General features: G+C 68.1%; 21 protein-coding genes and 1 pseudogene. 8 read left to right on the top strand and 14 right to left on the bottom strand.

Annotated elements, in window-relative coordinates:
* Positions 1-50 precede the first annotated feature (50 nt).
* From PJB24_RS14725 to argC, 3 genes are read right to left on the bottom strand one after another with little or no spacing between them, the layout of a single operon-like run.
* Complete coding sequence (locus tag PJB24_RS14725) at positions 51-1,280, bottom strand: argininosuccinate synthase (protein ID WP_273847198.1); 1,230 nt, start codon at positions 1,278-1,280, stop codon at positions 51-53.
* Positions 1,281-1,306: 26 nt separating this feature from the next.
* The gene (locus PJB24_RS14720; RefSeq protein ID WP_273847172.1) at positions 1,307-1,789 is read right to left on the bottom strand and encodes an arginine repressor; all 483 of its coding nucleotides are present in this window, start codon (positions 1,787-1,789) and stop codon (positions 1,307-1,309) included.
* A gap of 13 nt (positions 1,790-1,802) precedes the next feature.
* Positions 1,803-2,810 (bottom strand): N-acetyl-gamma-glutamyl-phosphate reductase, encoded by a 1,008-nt coding sequence (gene argC / locus PJB24_RS14715; RefSeq protein WP_273847170.1) that lies wholly within the window; start codon positions 2,808-2,810, stop codon positions 1,803-1,805.
* A 134-nt stretch (positions 2,811-2,944) separates the two neighbouring features.
* Here argC and argJ point away from each other — a divergent pair, with 134 nt between their 5' ends.
* Genes argJ through argF form a run of 4 tightly spaced genes read left to right on the top strand, consistent with a single transcriptional unit; the run spans position 2,945 to position 7,017 of the window.
* Positions 2,945-4,126, top strand: a complete 1,182-nt coding sequence (argJ, locus tag PJB24_RS14710; RefSeq protein WP_273847168.1) for a bifunctional glutamate N-acetyltransferase/amino-acid acetyltransferase ArgJ — start codon at positions 2,945-2,947, stop codon at positions 4,124-4,126.
* Positions 4,123-4,878 carry an acetylglutamate kinase gene (argB, locus tag PJB24_RS14705; protein ID WP_273847166.1) on the top strand — a complete coding sequence of 252 codons (756 nt, stop codon included), beginning with the start codon at positions 4,123-4,125 and terminating at the stop codon, positions 4,876-4,878. Before argJ ends, argB begins: the two co-directional genes overlap by 4 nt.
* Positions 4,875-6,062 carry an aspartate aminotransferase family protein gene (locus tag PJB24_RS14700; RefSeq protein WP_273847165.1) on the top strand — a complete coding sequence of 396 codons (1,188 nt, stop codon included), beginning with the start codon at positions 4,875-4,877 and terminating at the stop codon, positions 6,060-6,062. The genes argB and PJB24_RS14700 overlap by 4 nt, the downstream gene beginning before the upstream one ends.
* A 1-nt stretch (position 6,063) precedes the next feature.
* On the top strand, positions 6,064-7,017 hold the full coding sequence (gene argF / locus PJB24_RS14695; RefSeq protein ID WP_273847162.1) for an ornithine carbamoyltransferase: 954 nt from the start codon (positions 6,064-6,066) through the stop codon (positions 7,015-7,017).
* 7 nt (positions 7,018-7,024) lie between these two features.
* Here the strand turns inward: argF and PJB24_RS14690 are convergent, their stop codons facing one another.
* Positions 7,025-7,246 (bottom strand): hypothetical protein, encoded by a 222-nt coding sequence (locus tag PJB24_RS14690; protein WP_273847161.1) that lies wholly within the window; start codon positions 7,244-7,246, stop codon positions 7,025-7,027.
* Positions 7,247-7,480: 234 nt separating this feature from the next.
* On the opposite strand from PJB24_RS14690, the gene PJB24_RS14685 reads away from it, so the two are divergent.
* Positions 7,481-8,233, top strand: coding sequence for an SDR family NAD(P)-dependent oxidoreductase (locus tag PJB24_RS14685; protein ID WP_273847158.1), 753 nt, complete (start codon positions 7,481-7,483; stop codon positions 8,231-8,233).
* A 113-nt stretch (positions 8,234-8,346) separates the two neighbouring features.
* On the top strand, positions 8,347-9,378 hold the full coding sequence (locus PJB24_RS14680; RefSeq protein ID WP_273847156.1) for an aliphatic amidase: 1,032 nt from the start codon (positions 8,347-8,349) through the stop codon (positions 9,376-9,378).
* A gap of 59 nt (positions 9,379-9,437) precedes the next feature.
* Here the strand turns inward: PJB24_RS14680 and PJB24_RS14675 are convergent, their stop codons facing one another.
* From PJB24_RS14675 to PJB24_RS14640, 8 genes are all read right to left on the bottom strand, one after another.
* Entirely contained in the window at positions 9,438-10,664 is a 1,227-nt protein-coding gene (locus PJB24_RS14675) for a cysteine desulfurase-like protein (RefSeq protein WP_273847154.1), read from the bottom strand.
* A 38-nt stretch (positions 10,665-10,702) separates the two neighbouring features.
* The gene (gene menE / locus PJB24_RS14670) at positions 10,703-12,139 is read right to left on the bottom strand and encodes an o-succinylbenzoate--CoA ligase (protein WP_273847151.1); all 1,437 of its coding nucleotides are present in this window, start codon (positions 12,137-12,139) and stop codon (positions 10,703-10,705) included.
* Positions 12,136-13,149 carry an o-succinylbenzoate synthase gene (menC, locus tag PJB24_RS14665; RefSeq protein WP_273847149.1) on the bottom strand — a complete coding sequence of 338 codons (1,014 nt, stop codon included), beginning with the start codon at positions 13,147-13,149 and terminating at the stop codon, positions 12,136-12,138. The genes menE and menC overlap by 4 nt, the downstream gene beginning before the upstream one ends.
* Positions 13,150-13,153: 4 nt before the next feature.
* Positions 13,154-14,005 carry a 1,4-dihydroxy-2-naphthoyl-CoA synthase gene (menB, locus tag PJB24_RS14660; RefSeq protein WP_273847147.1) on the bottom strand — a complete coding sequence of 284 codons (852 nt, stop codon included), beginning with the start codon at positions 14,003-14,005 and terminating at the stop codon, positions 13,154-13,156.
* 9 nt (positions 14,006-14,014) lie between these two features.
* Positions 14,015-14,806 (bottom strand): 2-succinyl-6-hydroxy-2,4-cyclohexadiene-1-carboxylate synthase, encoded by a 792-nt coding sequence (gene menH, locus PJB24_RS14655; protein WP_273847145.1) that lies wholly within the window; start codon positions 14,804-14,806, stop codon positions 14,015-14,017.
* On the bottom strand, positions 14,803-16,545 hold the full coding sequence (menD, locus tag PJB24_RS14650; RefSeq protein WP_273847143.1) for a 2-succinyl-5-enolpyruvyl-6-hydroxy-3-cyclohexene-1-carboxylic-acid synthase: 1,743 nt from the start codon (positions 16,543-16,545) through the stop codon (positions 14,803-14,805). The genes menH and menD overlap by 4 nt, the downstream gene beginning before the upstream one ends.
* Positions 16,529-17,884 carry an isochorismate synthase gene (locus PJB24_RS14645; RefSeq protein WP_273847141.1) on the bottom strand — a complete coding sequence of 452 codons (1,356 nt, stop codon included), beginning with the start codon at positions 17,882-17,884 and terminating at the stop codon, positions 16,529-16,531. The genes menD and PJB24_RS14645 overlap by 17 nt, the downstream gene beginning before the upstream one ends.
* A gap of 114 nt (positions 17,885-17,998) precedes the next feature.
* Entirely contained in the window at positions 17,999-18,619 is a 621-nt protein-coding gene (locus PJB24_RS14640; protein WP_273847139.1) for a class E sortase, read from the bottom strand.
* 188 nt (positions 18,620-18,807) lie between these two features.
* On the opposite strand from PJB24_RS14640, the gene PJB24_RS14635 reads away from it, so the two are divergent.
* Both PJB24_RS14635 and PJB24_RS14630 read left to right on the top strand, forming a co-directional pair.
* Positions 18,808-19,314, top strand: a complete 507-nt coding sequence (locus PJB24_RS14635; RefSeq protein WP_273847137.1) for a hypothetical protein — start codon at positions 18,808-18,810, stop codon at positions 19,312-19,314.
* 111 nt (positions 19,315-19,425) lie between these two features.
* Positions 19,426-19,974 carry a biotin transporter BioY gene (locus PJB24_RS14630; RefSeq protein WP_337959026.1) on the top strand — a complete coding sequence of 183 codons (549 nt, stop codon included), beginning with the start codon at positions 19,426-19,428 and terminating at the stop codon, positions 19,972-19,974.
* A 61-nt stretch (positions 19,975-20,035) separates the two neighbouring features.
* Here PJB24_RS14630 and gabT read toward each other — a convergent pair whose 3' ends face one another.
* Positions 20,036-21,376, bottom strand: coding sequence for a 4-aminobutyrate--2-oxoglutarate transaminase (gene gabT, locus PJB24_RS14625; protein WP_273847133.1), 1,341 nt, complete (start codon positions 21,374-21,376; stop codon positions 20,036-20,038).
* A 79-nt stretch (positions 21,377-21,455) separates the two neighbouring features.
* Positions 21,456-21,847, bottom strand: a pseudogene (locus PJB24_RS14620) (alanine dehydrogenase); the annotation flags it as partial.

Genomic DNA, 21,847 nt, shown 5'->3' with positions numbered 1-21,847 from the left:
GCTTTTCTTCCACACGCAGAGGTTACCGCAGAGGGGCGGTGGTTTCTGCTCTAGCCGGTCTTCTGCGGCGCGAACCCTCCCGTCCTGCCGTGGACGGCGGCCCACTGGCGGGCCGGCAGCCCCCAGAGCGCGATGAACCCGGCGGCGGCGGACTCGTCGAAGGTGCTCTCGGGGTTGTAGGTGGCGAGGTCCTTGCTGTAGAGGGCCTTCGGGGCGCTGCGCGAGACCGGCGTGAAGGTACCTTTGTAGAGCTTCATGCGGATGGTGCCGGTTACGGCTTTCTGGGTCTCGTCGACAAAGGCATCGAGGGCCGCCTTGAGCGGGGTGAACCACAGGCCCTCGTAGGCGAGCCCGGCGTAGCGCTGCTCGACGAGCGCTTTGAAGCGCAGCACGTCCTTGGGGAGAGTCAGGCTCTCGAGCTCCTGGTGGGCGGCGATGATGACGGTCGCGGCGGGGACCTCGTAGATCTCGCGGCTCTTTATCCCGACCAGGCGGTCTTCGATCATGTCGAGGCGCCCGACGCCGTGGGAGCCCGCGATCTCGTTCAGGTGAGCGATGAGCGCGACGAGCGGCATCTCCTCACCGTCCAGGCTGACCGGGAGCCCCTCCTCGAAGCCGAGCTCGACGTACTGCGGATCGTCCGGGGCGTCCTCGGGGTCGGTGGTGAGCTCGTAGACGTCGGGGGTGGGCTCGTGCTCCGGGTCTTCGAGCGGCCCGGCCTCTATCGAGCGGCCCCAGAGGTTCTCGTCCACGCTGTAGGGGGACTCCTTCGTCGCGGGGACGGGGATGCCGTGCTCGCGGGCGTACTCTATCTCCTCGGGGCGGCTCATCTTCCAGTCGCGGGTCGGGGCGACCACGATGAGGTCCGGGGCGAGCGAGGCGGTCGTCACGTCGAAGCGTACCTGGTCGTTGCCCTTGCCCGTCGAGCCGTGCGCGATGTGGGTAGCCCCGACCCGGCGGGCCGCCTCGACGAGCTTCTTCGAGATCAGGTAGCGACCGAGCGCGGTAAACAGCGGGTACTTCCCGCCGTAGAGGGCGTTGGCTTTAATCGCCGGGGCGACGTACTCCCCGGCGAACTCTTCCTTCCCGTCCACGACGAAGCAGTCCGCGGCGCCTATCGCGAGGGCCTTCTCCTTCACGTCGGTCTCGGCCTCGCCCTGCCCCAGGTCCACATACAGAGCGTAGGGCTCGGCCCCCTTCTCCTCCAGACGCTTTATGCACACCGAGGTATCCAGCCCCCCGGAGTATGCGAGCACGACCTTCTTGCCTTCGAGCGACATACGATGACTCCTATCTTCCTTCGAAGCTACTCCATGCTCCCGGCCGGGCGGGTGCGGGCGCGGCAGACGTCGGCGATGAGGTCCGCGACCTCCTTTGCGGCCTGTGTGTCCGGCGCGACCGCGAGCACGGTGTCCTGCCCGGCGACGGTCCCGACTATCTTGAGACCCTTCACCCGGTCGAGGACGCTCGAGACGGCCCCAGCGGTCCCGTCGCGGGTGTGGATGACGACGATGTTCTGCGCCGGGGTGACGCCGAGGACGAAGCTCGGCAAGACCTCGATGCTCGCCGAACCCGGCTCGTGCGGGAGCGCGAGATAACGGTTCCCCACCTTGAGAACCCCCAGCTCGGCCAGGTCCCGGCTGACGGTGGCCTGGGCGACCTCGACCCCCTCCTCGGCGAGCGCCGCGACGACGTCCTGCTGGGTGCCGAGCTCCCGCTCGGAGATGAGCCTGAGTATGAGGTTCTGCCTGGTCGTCTTGTCCACGTTCAAGCCAGCCCGCGAGTCCAAAGCGCCTTCCCTCCTACCTGAGATGTGCGAGCCCGAGGTCCTCGGGGTACCCGAGCGCCAGGTTCATGTTCTGCACCGCCTGCCCCGCGGCCCCCTTGAGCAGGTTGTCCTCGGCCGCGAAGAGAAGCAGCCTCCCGGCGCGCCCGTCGACCGCCGCCGAAAGCCTGACCCGGTTGGTGTTGGCGACGTGCGAGATCTGGGGGATCTCCTCCCGCCCCTCGACGAAGGACCACCCCTCGTAGTCCTCCTCGTACCAGCGCAAGACATCCTCCGCCTCCGGCACCTCGTCCAGATCCACGACGATCGTCTCAAGGATGCCCCGGCTCACCGGGATGAGATGCGGCACGAAGGTGACCGGCGGCACCTCCCCGAAGCGTCGCAGCGCCTCCTCCATCTCCGGCGTGTGCCGGTGGCGCGGCACCCCGTACGGCGTGACGTTCTCGTTGGCGCTCACGAAGTGGGTCCTCTCGCTTGGCTTCGCCCCGGCCCCGCTCACCCCGGAGAGCGCGTTTACCGTGACGGCCCTGATCCCGCCACCCACCCGCTTCACCACCGGCGCGAGCGCGAGAACGGCCGCCGTCGGGTAGCAGCCGGGGTTCGCGACCAGCCTCCCCTCCGGCCTGCCGAACAGCTCGGGAATCCCGTAGTGGGCCTCCGCGATGAGCTCCCGCACGGGATGCTCCCCGTACCACTCGCCATACAGAGCCTCAGGGAGCCGGAAATCGGCCGAGAGGTCGACCACGAGCTTCGCCCCGGCATCGAGGATCTCCTTCACCGCCCGCGCGCTCTCCCCGTGCGCGTACGCGACGAACGCCACATCCAGCGCCCCCGCGTCCACCTCCTCGGGGGAGACGAACTTCCCCTCCACCGCCAGATGCGGGTAGACCTCGCCCACACACCTCCCGGCATGCCCCCGCGAGGCCACCTCGAGCCTGCCGACCTCCGGGTGCCCGGAGAGGAGCCGTACCAGCTCCTGCCCCGCGTACCCGCCGCCACCGTATATACCGACCGCAAGTCCCATGCGCCCTATTGAACCAGCTGTCGGATAAATATTCAAGAAATTGAATAAAATCGTTGACCCCGGCGGTTCTGGATGCGACAATAGCCGGGCCGATGAATAAGTTTGCAGGATATGGAATAAAGATCCTCCCCGGCGTGGCGGCTCTGCCGGAGGGGTTTTCGTGCGGGGCTGCGGCGGGCGGGATCCGGGAGGAGGGCAGGCTCGATGTGGGGGTGCTCTTCTCGGAGCTTCCGTGTGCCTCGGCCGGGGTGTACACGCGGAACGCGGTGAAGGCCGCGCCGCTCCTCGTAACACGCGAGGCGATAGAGGGCTCCGACGTGCGGGCGGTCGTGACGAACAGCGGGAACGCGAACGCGGCGACCGGGGAGCGGGGGATCGCGGACGCGAGGAGGATGCAGGAGGTCGCCGCGGAGGCGCTCGGGGTCGGGGCGGGGGAGGTCGCCGTCGCCTCCACCGGGGTCGTCGGGGAGTACCTGCCGATGGAGCGGGTGGAGCGCGGGATCATGCGGGCGTGCGAGGCGCTCGGGCGCGGGGGCGCGGGCTTCGCGCGCGCGATCCTGACGACCGACACCCGGACCAAGGGGTGCGTGGCGCGCTGCGAGGTGTCCGGGAGGGACGTAGAGGTATGGGGGGTTGCGAAGGGGAGTGGCATGATCCACCCGAACATGGGTACGATGCTCGCATTCCTCGCCACCGACGCCGCGGTGGAGAAGAAGTATCTGCAGGAGCTGCTGCGGGAGGCGACCCGGCGCACGTTCAACCGGGTCACGGTCGACGGGGACACCTCCCCCAACGACATGGCGATCGCGCTCGCGAACGGCACCGCGGGGAACGTGCCCGTCGCGAAAGACTCGCCGGACCATCCGGCGTTCGCGGCCGCGGTGGAGGGCGTGATGCGGCACCTGGCGCGCGAGATCGCCCGCGACGGCGAGGGGGCGACGAAGCTGATCGAGGTGTCCGTGGAAGGAGCGCGGGACGAGGAGTCGGCGGCGGCCCTCGCCCGGGCAGTCGCGGGGAGCAACCTGGTCAAGGCCGCGGTCTTCGGCGAGGACGCCAACTGGGGGCGGGTGATCGTCGCCATGGGCTACTCCGGGGCACCCTTCGACCCGGGCCGGGTCGAGATCCGATTCGGCGACGTCGTCGTCTTCTCCGGCGGAGAGCCGGCAGCCTACGACGAGGCGGAGGCGGGGGCGGCGCTCTCCGGCGAGGAGGTCAGGATCTCGGCCCGCCTCGATGAAGGGGACGGGTCGGCCGAGGCGTGGGGCTGCGACCTCACCCACGGCTACGTCGAGATCAACGGGAGCTACCGGACGTGAAGCCCGTCGTCGTCAAGGTCGGAGGCGGGTCGCTGGCAGGAGGGGCGCTCGCGGATCTGCCGCGCCTGGTGGAGCTGGGGGCGCCGGTCGCGCTGGTGCACGGAGGAGGGGTCCAGCTCAGCCGGATGCTCGACGCGCTCGGCATGAAGAGCGAGTTCAGGGAGGGGTTGCGGGTCACGAGCCCAGAGGCCGCGGAGGTCGCCGAGATGGTCTTCTGCTCCCTCGGCAAGGCGCTCGTCCGGCAGCTCCAGTCCTGCGGGGTCGCGGCGGCCGGTGTCTCGGGCACCGACGGGCCGACGCTTTTGGTCGAGCCGGTCGCGGGCCTCGGTCGGGTCGGGGAGGTAAAGGAGGTGCAGCCGCACCTGGTGCGGACGCTGTGGGAGGGCGGCTTCGTCCCGGTCATCGCCCCGCTCGGGCTCGGGCCGGAGGGGGTGTACAACGTCAACGCCGACCTGACGGCGGCCTCCCTCGCCGTCGGTCTCGGGGCCGGGACGCTGCTGCTGCTCACCGACGTCGACGGGCTGCTCGAGGGAGGAAGGGTGGTGGGCTCGCTCACCCCCGAAGGGTGCGAGGAGCGCATCGGAGACGGGACCGCGGCCGGTGGGATGGTCCCGAAGCTGCGGGCCGCCGCCGCGGCCGCGCGCGGCGGAGTCGAGGCCAGGATAGTCAACGGCGGCAGGGAAGGGATGCTGCTTCGGGCCGCCTCCGGAGAAAAGGTCGGTACGCTAGTGTCGGGAGGAGACATCACATGACGGCCCTGATGGACAACTACAAACGGCTCGGTATAGCGCCCGTGAGCGGGCGGGGGAGCTGGCTCTTCGATGCGGAAGGCAAGAGCTACCTGGACTTCATCGGCGGGATCGCCACGAACTCTTTGGGCCACGCCCACCCCGCGCTGGTCTCGGCCATCAAAGAACAGGCGGAGAAGCTCATCCACTGCTCGAACCTCTACCGGGTGCCGCTGCAGGAGGAGGTGGCGGAGATCCTGACCGGCGCGACAGACTTCGAGAGGGTCTTCTTCTGCAACTCCGGCACCGAGGCGGTCGAGGCCGCGATAAAGCTCGCCCGGCGCCACGCCTACACCAATCACGGTACGCAGAAGCACGAGATCATCACCTTCAGCCGCTCGTTCCACGGGCGCACCTACGGCGGCCTCACCGCGACGGCCCAGCCGGCGCTGCAGGAGGGTTTCGGGCCGCTTCCGGAGGGGTTCGTCTACGTCCCGTTCGGAGATCTGGGGTCCACGCGAGAGGCCGCAGGACCGCAGACCGCCGCGATCCTCGTCGAACCCATCCAGGGGGAGAGCGGGATCAACGTGCCGCCCGAAGGGTTCCTCGAAGGCCTGCGAGAGATCTGCGACGAGCACGACGCGCTCCTCGTCTTCGACGAGGTTCAGACCGGGGCCGGGCGCACCGGACACCTCTACGCCTACCAGGGTACCGGCGTCGTCCCCGACGCGATAACGAGCGCCAAGGGCCTCGGCGGCGGGGTGCCGGTCGGGGCGCTGCTCGCGAAGGAGGAGTACGCCTCGCTCACTCCCGGCACCCACGGCTCGACCTTCGGCGGCAACCCGCTCGCGATGGCCGCGGTAAAAGCCGTTCTCGGCGTCATAAACGAGCCCGGTTTCCTGGAGGAGGTGCGCGTCAAGGGCACGATCCTCAAGAGCGCCCTCTCGAAGCTCGCCGGGAAGGTGCCCGGCGCCGCGGTGCGCGGCGAAGGGCTCCTGATCGGGTTCGAACTCGGCCCGGAGATCGCGCCGCGCGTCTTCGAGCACTGCCTCGAGGAAGGGGTGCTCGTCAACATGATCGGGAGGACGACCCTGCGCCTCGCCCCGCCGCTTACCGTGACGAGGGCGGAGGTGCGGTACGCGCTCGACACCTTCCGAGAGGGCGTCGAGAAGGCGCTCGGCGAGAAAAAAGAGAAGGCGGTGGCCTGAGATGATCCCTTCCTCCGACTACCAGAGCCCCTCCCTCTCCCCCATCTCCGGGCGTGACTGCCTCACGCTCGCCGAGTTCTCACCCGAGGAGACGAAGCTCATCCTGGGAGAGGCCGCCAAGCTGAAGGGGCTGCGCCGGGCGCGGGTCCCGTTCCAGCCGCTGCGCGGCAGGACGCTCGCGATGGTCTTCCAGAAACCCTCCAACCGCACGCGGGTCTCCTTCGAGGTCGGGATGTACCAGCTGGGCGGCCACGCGCTCAACATAAAACCCGACGAGATACAGATGGGAAAGCGCGAGACCCCCTCGGACACGGGAAGGGTCCTCGCCCGCTACATCGACGCGATCATGGTCCGCACCTTCGACCACGCCGAGCTCGAAGAGCTGGCCGACGCCGCGGACGTCCCCGTGATAAACGGCCTCTCCGACACCCACCATCCCTGCCAGGCGCTCGCCGACCTCCTGACGGTGCAGGAGAACTTCGGCACGCTCGAAGGCGTGAGGATAGCCTTCGTCGGCGACGGCAACAACGTCGCCCACTCTCTGGCGATAGGTTGCGCGCTCACCGGCGCACAGCTCACGATAGCCCACCCGGAGGGCTACGCCCCGGACCCCGAGGTGATCGAGCTCGCCGCCTCCCTGGGCGCAGCCCCGAAGCTCACCACCGACCCCGAGGAGGCCGTCTCAGGAGCGCAGGTCGTCTACACCGACGTGTGGGCGAGCATGGGACAGGAGTCGGAGGCCGAGGAGCGCAAGCAGAGGTTTCTCCCCTACCAGGTGAACGGGGAGCTCATGTCCCTCACCGCAGACGACGCCATCTTTCTGCACTGCCTCCCGGCGCACCGCGGCGAGGAGGTCACCACGGAGGTGATAGACGGGCCGCAGAGCCGGGTCTTCGACCAAGCCGAGAACCGCCTGCACGCCCAGAAGGCGCTCCTGTACCTGCTGCTGAGCTAGAGGAGGCTCAGGCCGCAGCCTCCCCAGGGTCCATCCTGCGAACGTAGACGTCGCAGGACTCGGGCCTGAGCTCCCAGTAGTTGAGGATGACACACTCACCCATACCCTCGAGCGAGACCACGCTGCCCTCCTCGGGCAGCGCCTCCGCAAACGCACACCCCACGACGCCTCCGGTCTCGGAGTCTATGTAGTGGACCGCGACCATTCCATGCTCCTTTCGGCGCTCCATCCCCTTGCACCCTCACTCTAGAACAACCTCTGCAATAGAACAAATTTTTTATTCCTATCATGTAAATAATTTTTTTCGATATCATAACCCGGTTTTGACCCAACCGGGCGGGAGGGGTAGATTCCCATAGTCAACAGTGAGATCGTCTGCAGAAAGGGATAAAAGCAATCGATACCACGGCAAGGACGGCTCCCGAACCGGGGGAGATACATCCAGGAAGGAGGGAATCCGGCTTTGGAAGGGATCGAGGGAAAGGTAGCCATCGTGACCGGAGGCGGCGGGGGTCTCGGGGAGGGGATCTGCCGGGTTCTGGCCGGGCGCGGGGCGCTGGTGGCCGCGGTGGACGCAGACGAAGAGAAGGCGGGCAAGGTCGCCGCGGAGGTGGAGAGGGAAGGGGGCCGGTGCATCGGGCTTTCGGCGGATGTCTCGGATCGGAGCTCGGTGGAGCGGATGGTCGGGCGTGTCGCGGAGGAGCTCGGCGGAGCGGACATCCTGGTCAACAACGCCGCGATCTACCCCTTGCGGCCGTGGACCGAGATAGAGGAGGACGAGTGGGATCGGGTGCTCTCGGTCAACCTAAAGGGATACTTCCTGTGCGCCCGGGCGGTCCATCCGCACATGAAAGAGCGCGGGTGGGGCCGCATCGTCAACATCGCCTCCATCACCTTCCTGCTCGGCTGGGCCGGGTTTCTGGACTACGTCTCCTCAAAAGGGGGGATCGTCGGCTTCACCCGCACGCTCGCCCGTGAGGTCGGGCCGGAGGGGATCACGGTGAACGCCGTCTCCCCCGGCGCGTTCCCCACCGACGCCGAGAAGGTCCACCCGGACCAGGAGGGCTACAACCGCTGGATCCTGAAGCAGCAGTGCATAAAGAGGCGGGGCAGACCGGAGGACGTCGGGTACGCCGTCGCGTTCTTCGCGAGCGAGGAGGCCTCCTTCATCACCGGGCAGACGCTCGAGGTCGGCGGCGGCTGGGCCATGCGCTGATCACGCTGACACGGAAGGTACAATATCATCGAAAGGGGGTGATACACGGGGATCGAATCGGAGCACGCCTGATCTCAAAACTTTCGGGCAGCCAGCGGAAGGAGGCGTAAAGCATGCGTCACGGGGACATCTCCTCGAGCAGGGACACCGTCGGCGTCGCCGTGGTCAACTACCAGATGCCACGGCTGCACAGCAGGGAAGAGATCCTCGAGAACTGCCACAGGATCGGCAGCTACATCGACGGGCTCAAGCGGGGTTATCCGGGGCTCGACCTCGCAATCTTCCCGGAGTACTCCACCCACGGCATACTCTACGACCACGACGAGATGATGGAGCTCTCGGCCGAGATACCCGGAGAGGAGACCGAGATCTTCGCCGAGGCGTGCCGCAGGAACGGTGTGTGGGGCGTGTTCTCGCTCACCGGCGAGAAGCACGAGGATCATCCCAACAAGACACCGTACAACACGCTCATCCTGATGAACCCGGAGGGCGAGATCGTCCAGCGCTACCGCAAGATCCTGCCGTGGTGCCCCATCGAGGCCTGGTACCCTGGCGACCGGACCTACGTCAGCGAGGGACCCAAAGGGATCAAGGTGAGCCTCATCATCTGCGACGACGGCAACTACCCGGAGATCTGGCGCGACTGCGCGATGAAGGGTGCGGAGCTGATCGTCCGCTGCCAGGGGTACATGTACCCGGCCAAGGAGCAGCAGGTGATGATGGCCCGCACGATGGCCTGGGCGAACAACTGCTACGTCGCGGTCGCCAACGCCGCGGGCTACGACGGGGTCTACTCGTACTTCGGGCACTCCTCGATCATCGGCTTCGACGGGCACACTTTAGGCGAAACGGGCACCACCCCGATGGAGAACCAGTACGCGGAGATCTCCATCAGCCAGATCCGGGACGCCCGGGCCAACTGGCAGTCGCAGAACCACCTCTACAAGCTCGTCCACCGCGGTTACACCGCCACGATAAAGAGCGGCGAGGACGGGCGCTACGGTCTCGCGGAGAACCCGTTCGAGTTCTACCGGATGTGGGTCAACGAGCCGGAGAAGGCCCGCGAGCAGGTCGAGAGGATCACACGCCGGACTCCCGGCACAGAAGACTCCCCGATCGAAGGCATCCCCTCGACCGTGCGCTGAGAGAGGGTCACAAAGCTCCAAGCGGGAGGGCTCGTTGGAGCCCTCCCGCTTCTTCCCTTCTACCCGGCCAGCTCCGCGAGCACCCCGATAAATTCCTCTATCTCCTCCGCGGTGTTGTACGGGGCCAGGCCCGCCCTTACGAACCCGCCCTCATCCCGGATGCCGAGCCTCCCGGCGAGGGTGGAGGCGTAGAAGTCCCCGTCGGCGACGAAGAAGCCCCTTTCGGCCATGTACTCGCAGACCTCGCGCGGAGTATGGCCTGCGAGACGGAACGCGACCGTGGGGGTCTTGCGGACGCCGTCGGGGGCGGCGTAGAGGGTCACCCCGGAGATCTCGCGCAGCGCGGCGCGGAAGCTCTGCGCGAGGGAGTCCTCGTACTCCTCTATCGCCCGCATCCCGGAGAGTATCTTCTCACGCAGGCCGCTCCCGCCGCCGAGCGAGGCGATGAAGTCTACGGCTCCTTCGACCCCGGCGATCCCCTCGTGGTTCTGGGTGCCCGTCTCGAGTCTGTCGGGGATGTTGTCGGGGGCGGGCTCGACCTTGTACGGCTCGAGGCGCTCGAAGAGGGGCCGCCTCACCGCGACGATCCCCACGTGCGGGCCGAAGAACTTGTACGCCGAGCAGGAGAGGACGTCCGCCCCGAGCGCGTCGCGGTCCATCGGGAGGTGCGGCGCGGCGTGCACCGCGTCCACCGCGACGACGGCCCCGACCTCGTGCGCCCGGCGGGAGATCTCCGCCACCTCGTTCACCGTGCCCACCGCGTTCGAGGCGAGACCGACGGCGACGAGGCGGGTCCTCTCGTTTATCTTCTCCTCCAGGTCGGAGAGATCGAGGGTGAGGGTCCCGGTGTCCACCCGGATCCAGCGCGTTTTCACTCCCTTATCCGAAGCGGCGAGGAGCCAGGGGTCGACGTTGGCCCGGTGGTCGAGCTCGGTGACGACGATCTCGTCGCCCTCTCCCCACTCCCTGGCCAGCGCCCGCGAGAGGGCGAAGGTGAGCGTGGTCATGTTCGGCCCGAAGGCGACCTCCTCCACCTCCGCGCCGAGCAGCGCCGCGGCGGCGGCGCGGGCCCCGGCGATGATCTCCTCGGTCTCGACGCTCGTGGCGAAGGCCCCGTGCAGGTTCGCCCCGCCGCGCTCCATGTAGCCCGCGACCGCCTCTATCGCGCCCCTGGCGACCTGCGAGCCGCCGGGCCCGTCCAGGTAGACCGCCGGACGCCCGCCCACCTTGCGCCCGAGCGCCGGGAATTCCTTCCGAACCGCCTCCACGTCGAACGTCTTCTGCACGGGGATCCCCCTTCTCCTCGATCTCGGACCTGAGTCTATCAGCGACCGGCGCGGAGCTCCCGGGCGAGCCGGCGGAAGAGGCCGCGGTCCACCTTCATCCCCTCTGGGAGGCCGGAGGGCCAGGGGTAGAAGGCGTCGGGGACCTTGAAGCCGGGGAGGGTCTCGCGGAGGGCGCGGGAGAGCTCCTGCGCCGGGAGCTCGCCCACGCCGCGGACGAAGGCGACGGGCCGCTCGCCGAACTCCTCGTCGGGGACCGGGACGACGACCGCCTGCTCAACGCCCTCCATCCGGCAGAGGGCATCCTCTATCTCCTCGGGCTGAACGTTCTCGCCGCCGGAGACGAAGCGGTTGTCCATCCGCCCGCTCACGTGCAGGTAGCCCCTCTCGTCGAGGTGCCCGAGGTCGCGGGTGTGGAACCATCCCTCGGCGTCGAGCGGTCGCTCCACCCCCCCGTCCCTCAGGTAGCCGGCGAAGAGCGTCCCGCCGCGCACCAGGATCTCTCCTTCTCCGGAGATCGAGAGCTCACGGTGGGGCAGGACCCTCCCGGAGCTCGAGAGCTCCTCGCGCGAGGCCCCGGGCGGGGTAGAGGTGACCTGCGAGGCCATCTCAGTGAGGCCGTAGCTGGTGTGGACCGGGATGCCCCTGCGTACGGACTCGGAGATGAGGGACGGAGGCATCGCGCTCGCCCCGAGCAAAACGGCCCTGAGGCCGCCGAGCGCGGGGCTCTCCTCGCGCAGGAGCCTTACGAGCTGGGTGGAGACGAGCGAGGCGTGGGTCACGCCGAGGCGCGAGATCTCCCGCCCCAGCGGGGCCCCCTCCTCCGGCAGCGCGATCGTGGCCCCGGAGAGGAGGCACTTGAAGAGGATCGAGATACCCCCCACGTGGTAGAGCGGGAGCGAGAGCATCCAGCGGTCGCCGGGAGCGAGGGTGATGTTCTGGTTGGAGCCCGCGGCGTTGAAGTAGTGGTTGGCGCAGGTGTGCAGGGCGGCCTTGGGCTCCCCGGTGCTCCCGGAGGTGAAGACGACGGTCGCGGGCCGGTCGAGCTCCACCTCCAGAGGTGTGGGAGCGTACGCCGCCCCCTCCTCTACCAGGAGATCCTCCGGGCGCAGCCGCACCACGCCCTCGAGCCCCCGCAGCAGCGCCGCGTCGTCGGAGATCACGGCCCCGCACCCGGCGCGCCGCAGAGCGTCCCGAACGCCCGGGAGCGGCAGGCGGGTGCTCACCGGGCAGGCGACCCCTCCGGCGCGCATCACCCCGAGCAGCAGGACGACGTACCGCCAGCCCCTCGACAGGTAGAGCGCGACGCGACAGCCGTCCCCGAGCCCCCTCCCCTCCAGCGCCTGCGCCGCCGCCGAGACGAGGCGGTCCAACTCCCGGTAGGTGATCCGGACGCCGTCCCCCTCGACGGCGGGGGTCTCTGGAAACTCTCGCGCGCGCTCGCGCAGCGGGCAGGGGACGGTGCGGGCCCCGCTCAAGATGCCACCTCCTCCAGCAGGTCCGCGCGCACGGCGCACCCCCCAGAGAGGAGCGCGGCGGCGTCTACCCGCGGCCCCGCGAGCGGGAGCGGGCTCTCGAGTATGTCCTCCTCGAAGGCGCGGTAGGTGTCGAGCCCGGCGGGAGCGTCCCCGAGGGAGGCGGCGAGCGCGAGGAGGCCCAAAGTGCCGACCCCGCTCTCGTAGGAGGAGCTCGCGACCGCGACCGCCCCGATGCGGCGCGCCTCCCGCGCGAAGGCGAGCGAGCGCGAGAGCCCGCCGAGGAGCGTGGGCTTGAGGACCACGGCCCGCACGTGGCGGCAGCGGGCGAGGTCCTCCGGTTCGATCTCGCGGAGGGTCTCGTCGAGCGCGAGGGGAACCCCGGTCTCCTCCGCCAGCCGGGGGAGCTCCGCGGGATCGGAGAGCGGCTCCTCCAGGTACTCGATCGGCGCCCCGCGGACGGCGCGGCAGAAGCGGAGAGCCTCCCCGAAACTCCAGGCCCGGTTGGCGTCGAGCCGCAGCCGGATACCGCCGAGCAGGGCCGAGAGCTCCCCGACGAGCGCGGCCTCCTCTTCGGGATCCGCGCGCCCGACCTTGAGCTTGACGGCCGCGTAGCCCACCTCGCGCATCCCCTCCGCCTCGGAGAGCACCGTCTCGGGCGGACCTTCGAGCAGGCCGCAGAGGCGCACCTCCGACGCCGGGTGCGGCGAGAGGAGCGCCTGCGGCGGCTTGCCGGAGGAGGCTGCTTCGAGGTCGAGGCGGGCCAGCTCGAAGGCGAAGCGGGCGGAGGGGGAGGCGTGTGCGGGGTCCCCGCCCGCGGCGAGGGCGCGCAGGTCGTGCGCGGCCTCCTCCAGGGTCTCGCGCGAGAAGCCCGGCAGGGGTGCGGCCTCGCCCCAGCCGCAGGCTCCGCCTTCCTCCAGCCGGATCAGGAGCCCCTCCCGCACCGGGAGGGACTTTCCGCCGGGGGTCGGCGGGCCCGCGAGCGGCAGGCGGTAGCGGTAGAGCCCGAACAAACCCTCAGGAGCGGCGGGGGAACTTCGAGAAGTCTGGTTTGCGCTTCTCCAGGAAGGCGTTGCGTCCCTCCTGCGCCTCTTCGGTGCTGTAGAAGATCAGGTTAGCATCGTGGGCGAGCTGCTGGATGCCGGCGAAGCCGTCCTCGTAGGCGTTGAAGCTCGCCTTGAGCAGCCGCAGCGCGAAGGGCGATTTCTCGAGCATCTCCCTGCACCACCGGACCGTCTCCTCCTCCAGGCGCTCCAGCGGCACCACCGCGTTCACCAGACCCATCTCGAGCGCCTCCTGCGCCGAGTAGGTGCGGCCCAAAAACCAGATCTCCTTGGCCTTCTTCGGGCCGACGAGCTGGGTGAGGACCGAGGTCCCGTAACCGCCGTCGAAGGAGCCGACCCGCGTGCCGCTCTGTCCGAACTTCGCGTTGTCGGCGGCGATCGTCAGGTCGCAGAGGACGTGCAGGACGTGCCCGCCGCCGACGGCGTAGCCCGCGACCATCGCGACGAGGGGCTTGGGGCAGCGCCGCATCTGCAGGTGGAACTCGGTGACGTCGAAGCGCCCGATGGATTCCCCGCCCGGCGTGCGGGGCGGGTTCTCCGGGTCTTCGAGGTATCCGGTATCGCCCCGCACCTTCTGGTCGCCGCCGGAGCAAAACGCCTCCGGGCCCTCGCCGGTCAGGATGATCACCCCGATCTCGGGGTCGTTGCGGGCGTCTTCGAGCGCCCGTGACATCTCGATGACCGTCAGCGGCCGGAAGGCGTTGCGGACCTCGGGGCGGTTTATGGTGATCTTGGCGATCCCCTCGGCCTTGTGGTACCTGATGTCCGTGTAAGAGCCTGCTTCTTCCCAGTCTATGGTAGCCATGGAAGGAAATTATAGGGCTTTGAGAAAGCCCCGCAGTAACCTCGTGTACTCGTCTGGGGCCTCGAGGTGCACGTTGTGCCCCGCCCCGGGGACCCGTGCCACCGGGACCCCGCACTCCTCGCGCATCCTCGAGCAGATCGCGGAGTACTTCTCATCGAGCTCTCCGGCGACGGCGAGGGTCGGGACCGCGAGCTTCTCCAGATCGTCCCACAGCGGCCTCTGGTTTCCGGTCCCCATCGCCCGCAGGGAACGGGCGAGCTCGTGCGGGTCGTTCGAGAGGCGATGCCTGACCGTCCGCCCGAGCAGATCCTCCCTCCGCCGGAGCGAGGCGAAGAGCGGCTGCCGGTACCATTCCTCGACGAAGGCTTCAAGCCCCACGGACTCCAGCTGCCGGGCGCGCCTCTCGTCCTCCATGCGGCGGACGGCACGTTCCCTTTCTTCTTCTATCCCAGGAGACGAAGACTCCAGGAAGAGGCCCGAGAAACGCTCCGGGTGCCTGAGTGCCAGGTGGAGCGCGAGCCTCCCACCCATCGAGTACCCGACGAGCGCAACCCGCGAGATGCCGAGCCCGTCGAGGAGCGCAGTGACCTCCCGCGCCGCCCCCTCGATGGTGTAGGCGTCGGGATAGGACAGCCCGACGGAACCACCATGGCCGGGCAGGTCGGGCGCGATGCACAGGAAATCCTCGCGCAGGGCCTCTATGATCTCATCCCATTCCTCCTTGGCCCCGAGAAACCCGTGCAGCAGCAGGACCGGCGGGGCGCCCCCCTCCCCGGTCAGGGTGTAGCTGAGCGGGCTCACCGCGAGAGCTCCCTCACGATTCTCTCGTGCAACGCGGCGTTCTCTGCCCGGTCAGTACGAACCTCGAGCAGCGATGGGTCCTCCCCGGAGCAGGCCTTCCGGTACGCCTCGACGAATTCTTCCACCGTGGCGGGCCGTTCGTAACGCAGGCCGAACATCGCGGAGGCGGACTCGAAGGTGAGCCCGTGCGGCGTCCCGAAGTACCTCTCGAAGAGGTTCTTCTTTTGCCGTGCGACCGGGAGCATCGAGAAGATCCCGCCGCCGCCGTTGTTCACGACCACGACCGTCACGGGCAGTCCCCTGATCAGGGCGAGAGAGTTCAGGTCGTGCAGGAGCGCGAGGTCCCCGATGAGCAGCGTGACCGGCCGCCCGGTGCCCCCGGCGTAACCCGCCGCCGTGGCGACCGTCCCGTCGATGCCGCTCGCGCCGCGGTTGGCGAAGACGGGGACCGGCTCGCCCTCGGCAACCCCGAAGGCGTCCACGTCCCGCACGGGCATGCTGCTCGCCAGGCACAGGGCGTGCCCGGCCGGGATGTGGCGGGTGACGAGCCGGGCCACGAGGGGCTCGCTGAGCTCCTGGTCGCCGGAGAAGCCCCCGGCGAGCCTTCGTCCGATCTCCTCCGAGGCCGAGACCCACCGCTCCGTCCAGGCCGGGTCCGGCTTCCCCGGGCGCTCACGCACCTCCCGACGGAGGGCCACGCAGAATTCGCCAACCGCGGCCTCGAACCTGTGGCTCGCCGCGTGTTCCGGGTCGAGCCTGAACGGGCTCTCGTGCACGACCGCGCGTACCCCGGGCTTCGCACGCTCCAGAAACCGCTGCAGCCGCTTTGAGACGGGCCCGCCGCCGAATTGCAGGATTGCATCCGGCCTGCTCCCTCGCACGAAATCCTCGTCCGCCAGCAGCAAATCGTAGTACGGTACGAGGGTCCCCCCCTTTCCCCCGAGCCGGAGCTGCGAGACCACGTCCGGGAGCAGCGGCCACCCGAGCTCCCCGGCGAGGTCCAGCACGGCCTCACCCTCCCGCCGGCTCCCGAGCCTCCCGGCGACGACGATACCGCGCTCTACGCCACGCAGCTCCTCCCACAGATCCCCCACCCCCTCGGCGGAGGACACCCCGCCCGCATAACGGGTATAGGGGGCCCCCTTCTCGTACCAGCCCCGCAGATGTGGCGGGACCTCCGGACGCCTTCCCGGGGGTGGCAGGAAGGGCTCGCGGAACATCAGGTTCAGGTGCACAGGGCCCGACGGGGAGCGCCGGCTGCGGTAAACGGCCTGATCCGCGGCGGTCAGCACCATCTCAGGGGTGGGCCGGGTGTCCGGGGCGGGCATATCGAAGGACCAGCGGACGTACCCCCCGAAGAGGCCCGGCTGCACGATCGTCTGGTTCGCGCCGGTCTCGCGCAGCTCCGGTGGCCGGTCGGCGGTGAGGAGCAGCATCGGCACGCAGTCGGTCGCCGCCTCGACGACCGCCGGGAGTCCGTTCGCGGCCGCCGTCCCGGAGGTCGTCACCCATGCGGCGGGCCTGCCGGTGGCGCGGGCGTGGCCCAGCGCGCAGAAGGCCGCCCCCCGCTCGTCGTAGTGGACGACCGCGCGAGCGCGCGGGTTCTCGGCTATGGCCGCCACGAGCGGGGTCGAGCGGGAGCCCGGCGCGATGCAGAACAACCCCACACCGGCCCTCACGAGCTCCTCGACGAGGAGGGAGCTCCACAGGATGTTCGCCTCCTCAGCCGGAAGGTCCAAACCCGAGCACCTTGGCGAAAGCGCCGAGCTTGCCTTCGAGCTCATCCCATTCCCGCTCCGGGTCCGACCCCTCCACTATGCCGTTGCCAGAGAACAGGTGCACCTCATTCCCTCTCACGAGAGCCGAACGGATCCCGACGGCGAACTCCGCATCCTCCGCCCCCACCCATCCCACAGGCCCGGCGTACCATCCGCGGTCGAAGGGCTCCAGCTCCCGGATGAGCGAGATCGCCTCATCCCGCGGCCAGCCGCCGACGGCCGGGGTCGGGTGCAGGGCCTCGAGGACGTCCCGGGGGGAGACGCCAGCCCGGAGAGAGCCCCTGATGGGGGAGCGCAGGTGACGCCCCTGCGCGAGCACGAACTCCTCCGGCCCTGGGGCGACCTCGACCTCCGTGCAGAACCGCCCGAGCACCTCGCCGATACTCTTCCTCACGTACCCGTGCTCGCGCAGATCTTTCTCGCTGCCGAGGAGCTCGTCACGCAGGCCGGCGTCCTCGCTCTCTGAGAGACCACGCGGACGGGTTCCGGCGACGGCCTCGCTGACCACCTCCGCCCCCTCCATCCTGAACAGGCGCTCGGGAGACGCCACGACGAAGGCAACGCCCCCGCCGGGCTCAAACAGGAAGCGGAAGCAACCCGGCGTAACCGGCGCAAGCCCGCCGAGCAGCGCGAGAGGGTCATAATCCTCCTGTGAGTAAAGGGAGACGCGCCGGGCGAGGACCACTTTTTCGAGCCCGCCCGCCGAGAACGTGGAGAGCGCCCGCCGGACATCCTCGGCCCACTCCCCAGCACCCGGCAGATCCTCTCTGAAGACGGGTTCGGGGAGCGCCACTCCACAGGCTCCGCCCTCGGGCTCCGAAGCCACCCGCCGGGCGGCGCGGGCCACCTCCTCCAGACGCGTCGCGTCTCCGGGCATCACCAGATTGCAGGCCATGACCGTGCGTTCGCCCTCGCGCACCAGCTCGAAGCGGGGCAGGACGAACCTGGCGCTTCCGAAGTCCTCCCACTCCGGATCCACCTTCCGCCCGGGGTCGAAACGTATCCCACCGTAGTAGCGCGCGCCACGCGGCAGGATCCCGGCTGGCTCCGGCATACCTCCGACGACGTCCGCCATACCGCTCGCGGCGATCTCCAGGCTCCCGTCGCGAGCGGCCCAGTAGATCCGGGGTCGTTCAATCCGCCCGGAGAGCCAGCGCAGGGGGTCGGCGTGCTCCAGCGCGGTTTCGAGACGAACCACCCTCGGCTCTTCCTCCCACCGCACCCCGGCCGGTAGACGCGCGACGATGCGGGCGAGGGCTTCTTCTGGCGTAGTATTCTTCTCTCTCGTACGCTCGGACACCGGACCTCCAGAGCTGGCAGCCTACTCCTGCGCGTCCGCCCACGGGGAGTTTAGCAGTGTCACCACCAGCCTCGTGCGCGCCCGCTCACAAAACCGGGCGCGAAAAGCTGCGGCTCAGGTGTGGGAGACGAGCTTTCCCTGCACGATGAGCCGCTTCTCGTAGTCGGGGAGGGTACAGGACTGAAGGGTGACGATGTTCTTGCCCGGTACGGGCTTGGTCACGCTGACGTCGGTCGGTGCGACGGCGAACTTCTTGAAGACCTCGTAGGTGTACTTCCTGCCGTTCGCGTCGGTTATGTAGATCCTGTCGCCCTTCTTGAGCTTGTTGAGATCGTAGAACGCATAGAGGCTCCTGGTTCCCCGGTAGCCGAGACGGTGCCCGGCTATGTAAACGTTCGTCACCTTCTGCCACGGGAAGCCGGTCCCTTTCAGGTGTATCGCGACGTGGTTCTTGAGCGCCTGCTCGTCGGTACCCACGGCCGTGGGTACCACCGCGTCGTGAACACGCTTCATCGCGGGCACCGTGAGCCTCAACACATGGCTCTCGGGTGCCGGGGCGATCAAACCCTGATCCCGCCCCTCACCCTCCTTGGGAGCCACCTGCTGCTGGCGGGCCCGCTCGTTCATGGTCTTCGGCTTGCCAGCCTCACTCCTCTGCGACTGACCGCACCCGACAGCCACCAAAGCAAAGGCGAGAACCCCAACCAGCAATATCACGAAACCTCTGAGACGCAACGTGACACCTCCCCTCTCCTTTAAAAAGCATGCAGGTCCGATAACTTACCATCCCGGTCGCATCTTATCCTCCTCAGATAACAAAACCGCAACACCAGCGAAAAATCGGGACTTTTTCTTGAATGCCCGGTATATATGTGTATACTGCATATAGATATGCAGAGACAGCGATCAGGAGGGATAACGAGATGAGCGAGTTTCGGGAGACGGGCCGGGCGGCTGAGGCGTTTGCGAGCGGCATCGGTGAGTCCTACAGGGCCGTTGTGGATCATGTGGTAGGGCTGCAGGAGCGCAACTTGCGTTTCGTGCTGGGCATCTGGGATAGGGTTGCGGAGGAGGCCCGGCATCAGAGCGCTGCGAACAGGGAGTTCGCGAAGGAGCTGGCCGAGAGGGTCGAGGCGCAGCGGGAGAACGTGCGGAAGCTGGCCGGGGAGATCACGGGCAGCTACCTGGACCTGCTCTATGCTCCGCTCGCCTACTACAGGCAGGGGCTGCGACTCATAGAGGGCGGCATCGAGGAGACGGAGCTTCCAATCGAGGGCTACGACGATCTCAGCGTGGCTGAGATTTCGAAGCGCCTCGACGGGCTCTCCGTTGAGGAGATAAGGATAATCCGCGATTACGAGAGACTGCACAAGAACCGGGAGAGCCTGCTCGAGCAGCTGGACCGTCGTTTGAAGCCCGCCGTTTCCTAGCGGGCAAAGGAGCAGAACGCAAGGCCGGGGGCTCCCCCGGCCTTTTTTATTGCCTAAAATACGGTCTCCGAAGGAGTCGTCCCGAAAGACAGAAAGACAGGAGGAAGAGCCCTGAGGACACGCACTCTGACGCGGGCCGCGCTCATGGCCGCGGTGACGGCGGTATCCGCACAGATCACGGTACCGCTTCCCTTCACTCCGGTGCCGTTCACGTTGCAGGTCGTCGCCGTGGTACTCTCCGGGCTTCTGCTCGGCTGGCGGGCCGGGGCGCTGGCGCAGATCGTCTATCTGGTGGTGGGGGCCATCGGCGTACCCGTCTTCGCCGGCTTCTCCGGGGGGCTGGGTCCGATCCTGGGTCCCACCGGAGGTTATCTCCTCTCCTACCCGGTCGCGGCCGCGCTCGCCGGTCTCGCCGCAGGGGCGGCTGCAGGCTCGAACCGCAGGAAGGCGCTGTGGGCCTGTTCCCTCAGCGGGACGCTGGCGCTCTGCGCGATCTACGCCGCCGGAGCCGCCTGGCTCGCCGCGGTGACCCACCTCTCGCCCACGGCGGCGCTGGCGCAGGGGGTCCTGCCGTTCGTGCCGTTCGACCTGGCGAAGGTGCTGCTCGCCGCGCTCACCGCCACCGCTGCAGCCCCCGCGATAGCGGGAAGCCGCGCCTGAGAACGAATGAATAAAAAGGGGTAGGGCGGTTCCGCCCTACCCCTCTCCGGTGCGGTCTGGATCAGGCGACCGAATCCACGGCCCGCGCGAGGATGGTGAGCCCCTCGTCGAGCTGCTCGTCGGTGATGACGAGCGGCGTGAGGGTGCGGATCACATTGTCGTACTGCCCGGCGGTCAGGAGCATCAACCCCTCCTGCAGGGCCGCCTCGACGATCCCGGCCGTTCTCTCCCTGTCCGGCTCGCGGCTTTCGGAGTCTTTCACCAGCTCCATCGCGACCATCGCCCCGAGCCCGCGCACGTCGCCCACGAAGTCCGGGTGTTTCCGCTGCATCTCGCGCATCGCAGTCATCGTACGCTCCCCGATGACGTTCGCACGGGAGAGGAGATCCTCCTCTTCGAAGGTCTTGAGAACCGCCAGCGCGGCCACACAGGCGAGCGGGTTGCCGCCGTAGGTCGTCCCGAGCCCGCCGGTGTGGATGCCGTCCATGATCTCCGCCCTTCCCGTCACACCGGCTATCGGGAGGCCGCCGCCGAGGCTCTTGGCCGTGGTCAAAAGATCGGGCTCAACCCCTGAGTGTTCGATGGCGAACATCTTCCCCGTCCTGCCGAAGCCCGTCTGGACCTCGTCTATGATCAGGACGATCCCATACTCGTCACAGATCTCCCTGAGCCGCCTGAGGTAGAAGTCCGGCACCGGGATGAACCCGCCCTCTCCGGCCACAGGCTCGATGATTATCGCCGCCACGCTCCGCGGGTCCACGTAGCTCACGAAGAGCTTATCCAGCGCCCCGAGACAGTCCCCCCGACAACCGCCCGAGCAGTCTTTCCCGGCAGGGCACCGGTAGGCGTAGGGCGCGGGGACCCGGTAGACCTCGGGCGCGTACGGCCCGAAGCTCTTCTTGTACGGGCTGACCTTGCTCGTCAGGCTCATCGCCATGAACGTCCGTCCGTGGAAGGCGTTCTCGAATGCGATAACCGCCGGCCTCCCGGTGTACGCCCGCGCCACCTTGATCGCGTTCTCGACCGCCTCGGCCCCGGAGTTGCAGAAGAAAGAGCGCTTCTCGAAGTCCCCCGGTACCAGCGCGTTCAGCTTCTCGGCCAGCTCCAGATACGGCTCGTACTGCGAGACGTAGTAGCAGGTGTGCGTCAGCCGCTCGACCTGCTCCTTCACCGCCTCGACGACCACCGGGTTGGTGTGCCCGGCGTTCAGGACCCCGATCCCACCACCAAAGTCTATGAACGTGTTCCCGTCCACGTCCTCGACCAGCGCGCCATGCGCCTCCCGTACCCATATCGGTAGCGCCGTCCCGAGGCCCGCCGAAACCGCCTTCCGACGCCGCTCCATCAAAGCCCGGCTCTTGGGACCGGGGATCTCCGTCCTGATCTTCCTCTCTTTCAGCATACCTGAACCTTTCTTGTAAGGTACTTTCCCCAGTATAGGATCGGGTGGCTCAAGTATAAACCCATCTGCGCTCCCGCCCTCAGAGGAGCACCTCCTCTGGAGGGGTGTAGGCAAGGGAGTGCGCCTGCGCTACAGGCTCTGAGGTGAGATGGCCTGCTGTGGTGGCAAGCCCTCTCCTCAAGGCTTCGTCTTCTCTTGCCGCTCTCTCCATGCTCCCACTTTTGGCTATCTCAACCACATAGGGCAGCGTGGCGCTCGTGAGTGCCAGCGTGGAGGTTCTCGCTACAGCTCCCGGGATGTTGGAGACGCAGTAGTGGATTACGCCTTCTTCTTCGTAGGTGGGGTGGGTGTGGGTGGTGGGGCGGCTGCTCTCAAAGCACCCTCCCTGGTCTATGGCTACGTCTACCACCACAGAGCCTCTCCTCATCTGGCTTATGGTCTTCCTGTCTATGAGCTTTGGGGCTTTCGCTC

The sequence above is a fragment of the Rubrobacter calidifluminis genome (assembly GCF_028617075.1).
In the GTDB taxonomy this organism is placed as follows: Bacteria; Actinomycetota; Rubrobacteria; order Rubrobacterales; family Rubrobacteraceae; genus Rubrobacter_E; species Rubrobacter_E calidifluminis.
This window is presented reverse-complemented; position numbering and strand designations above follow the sequence as displayed.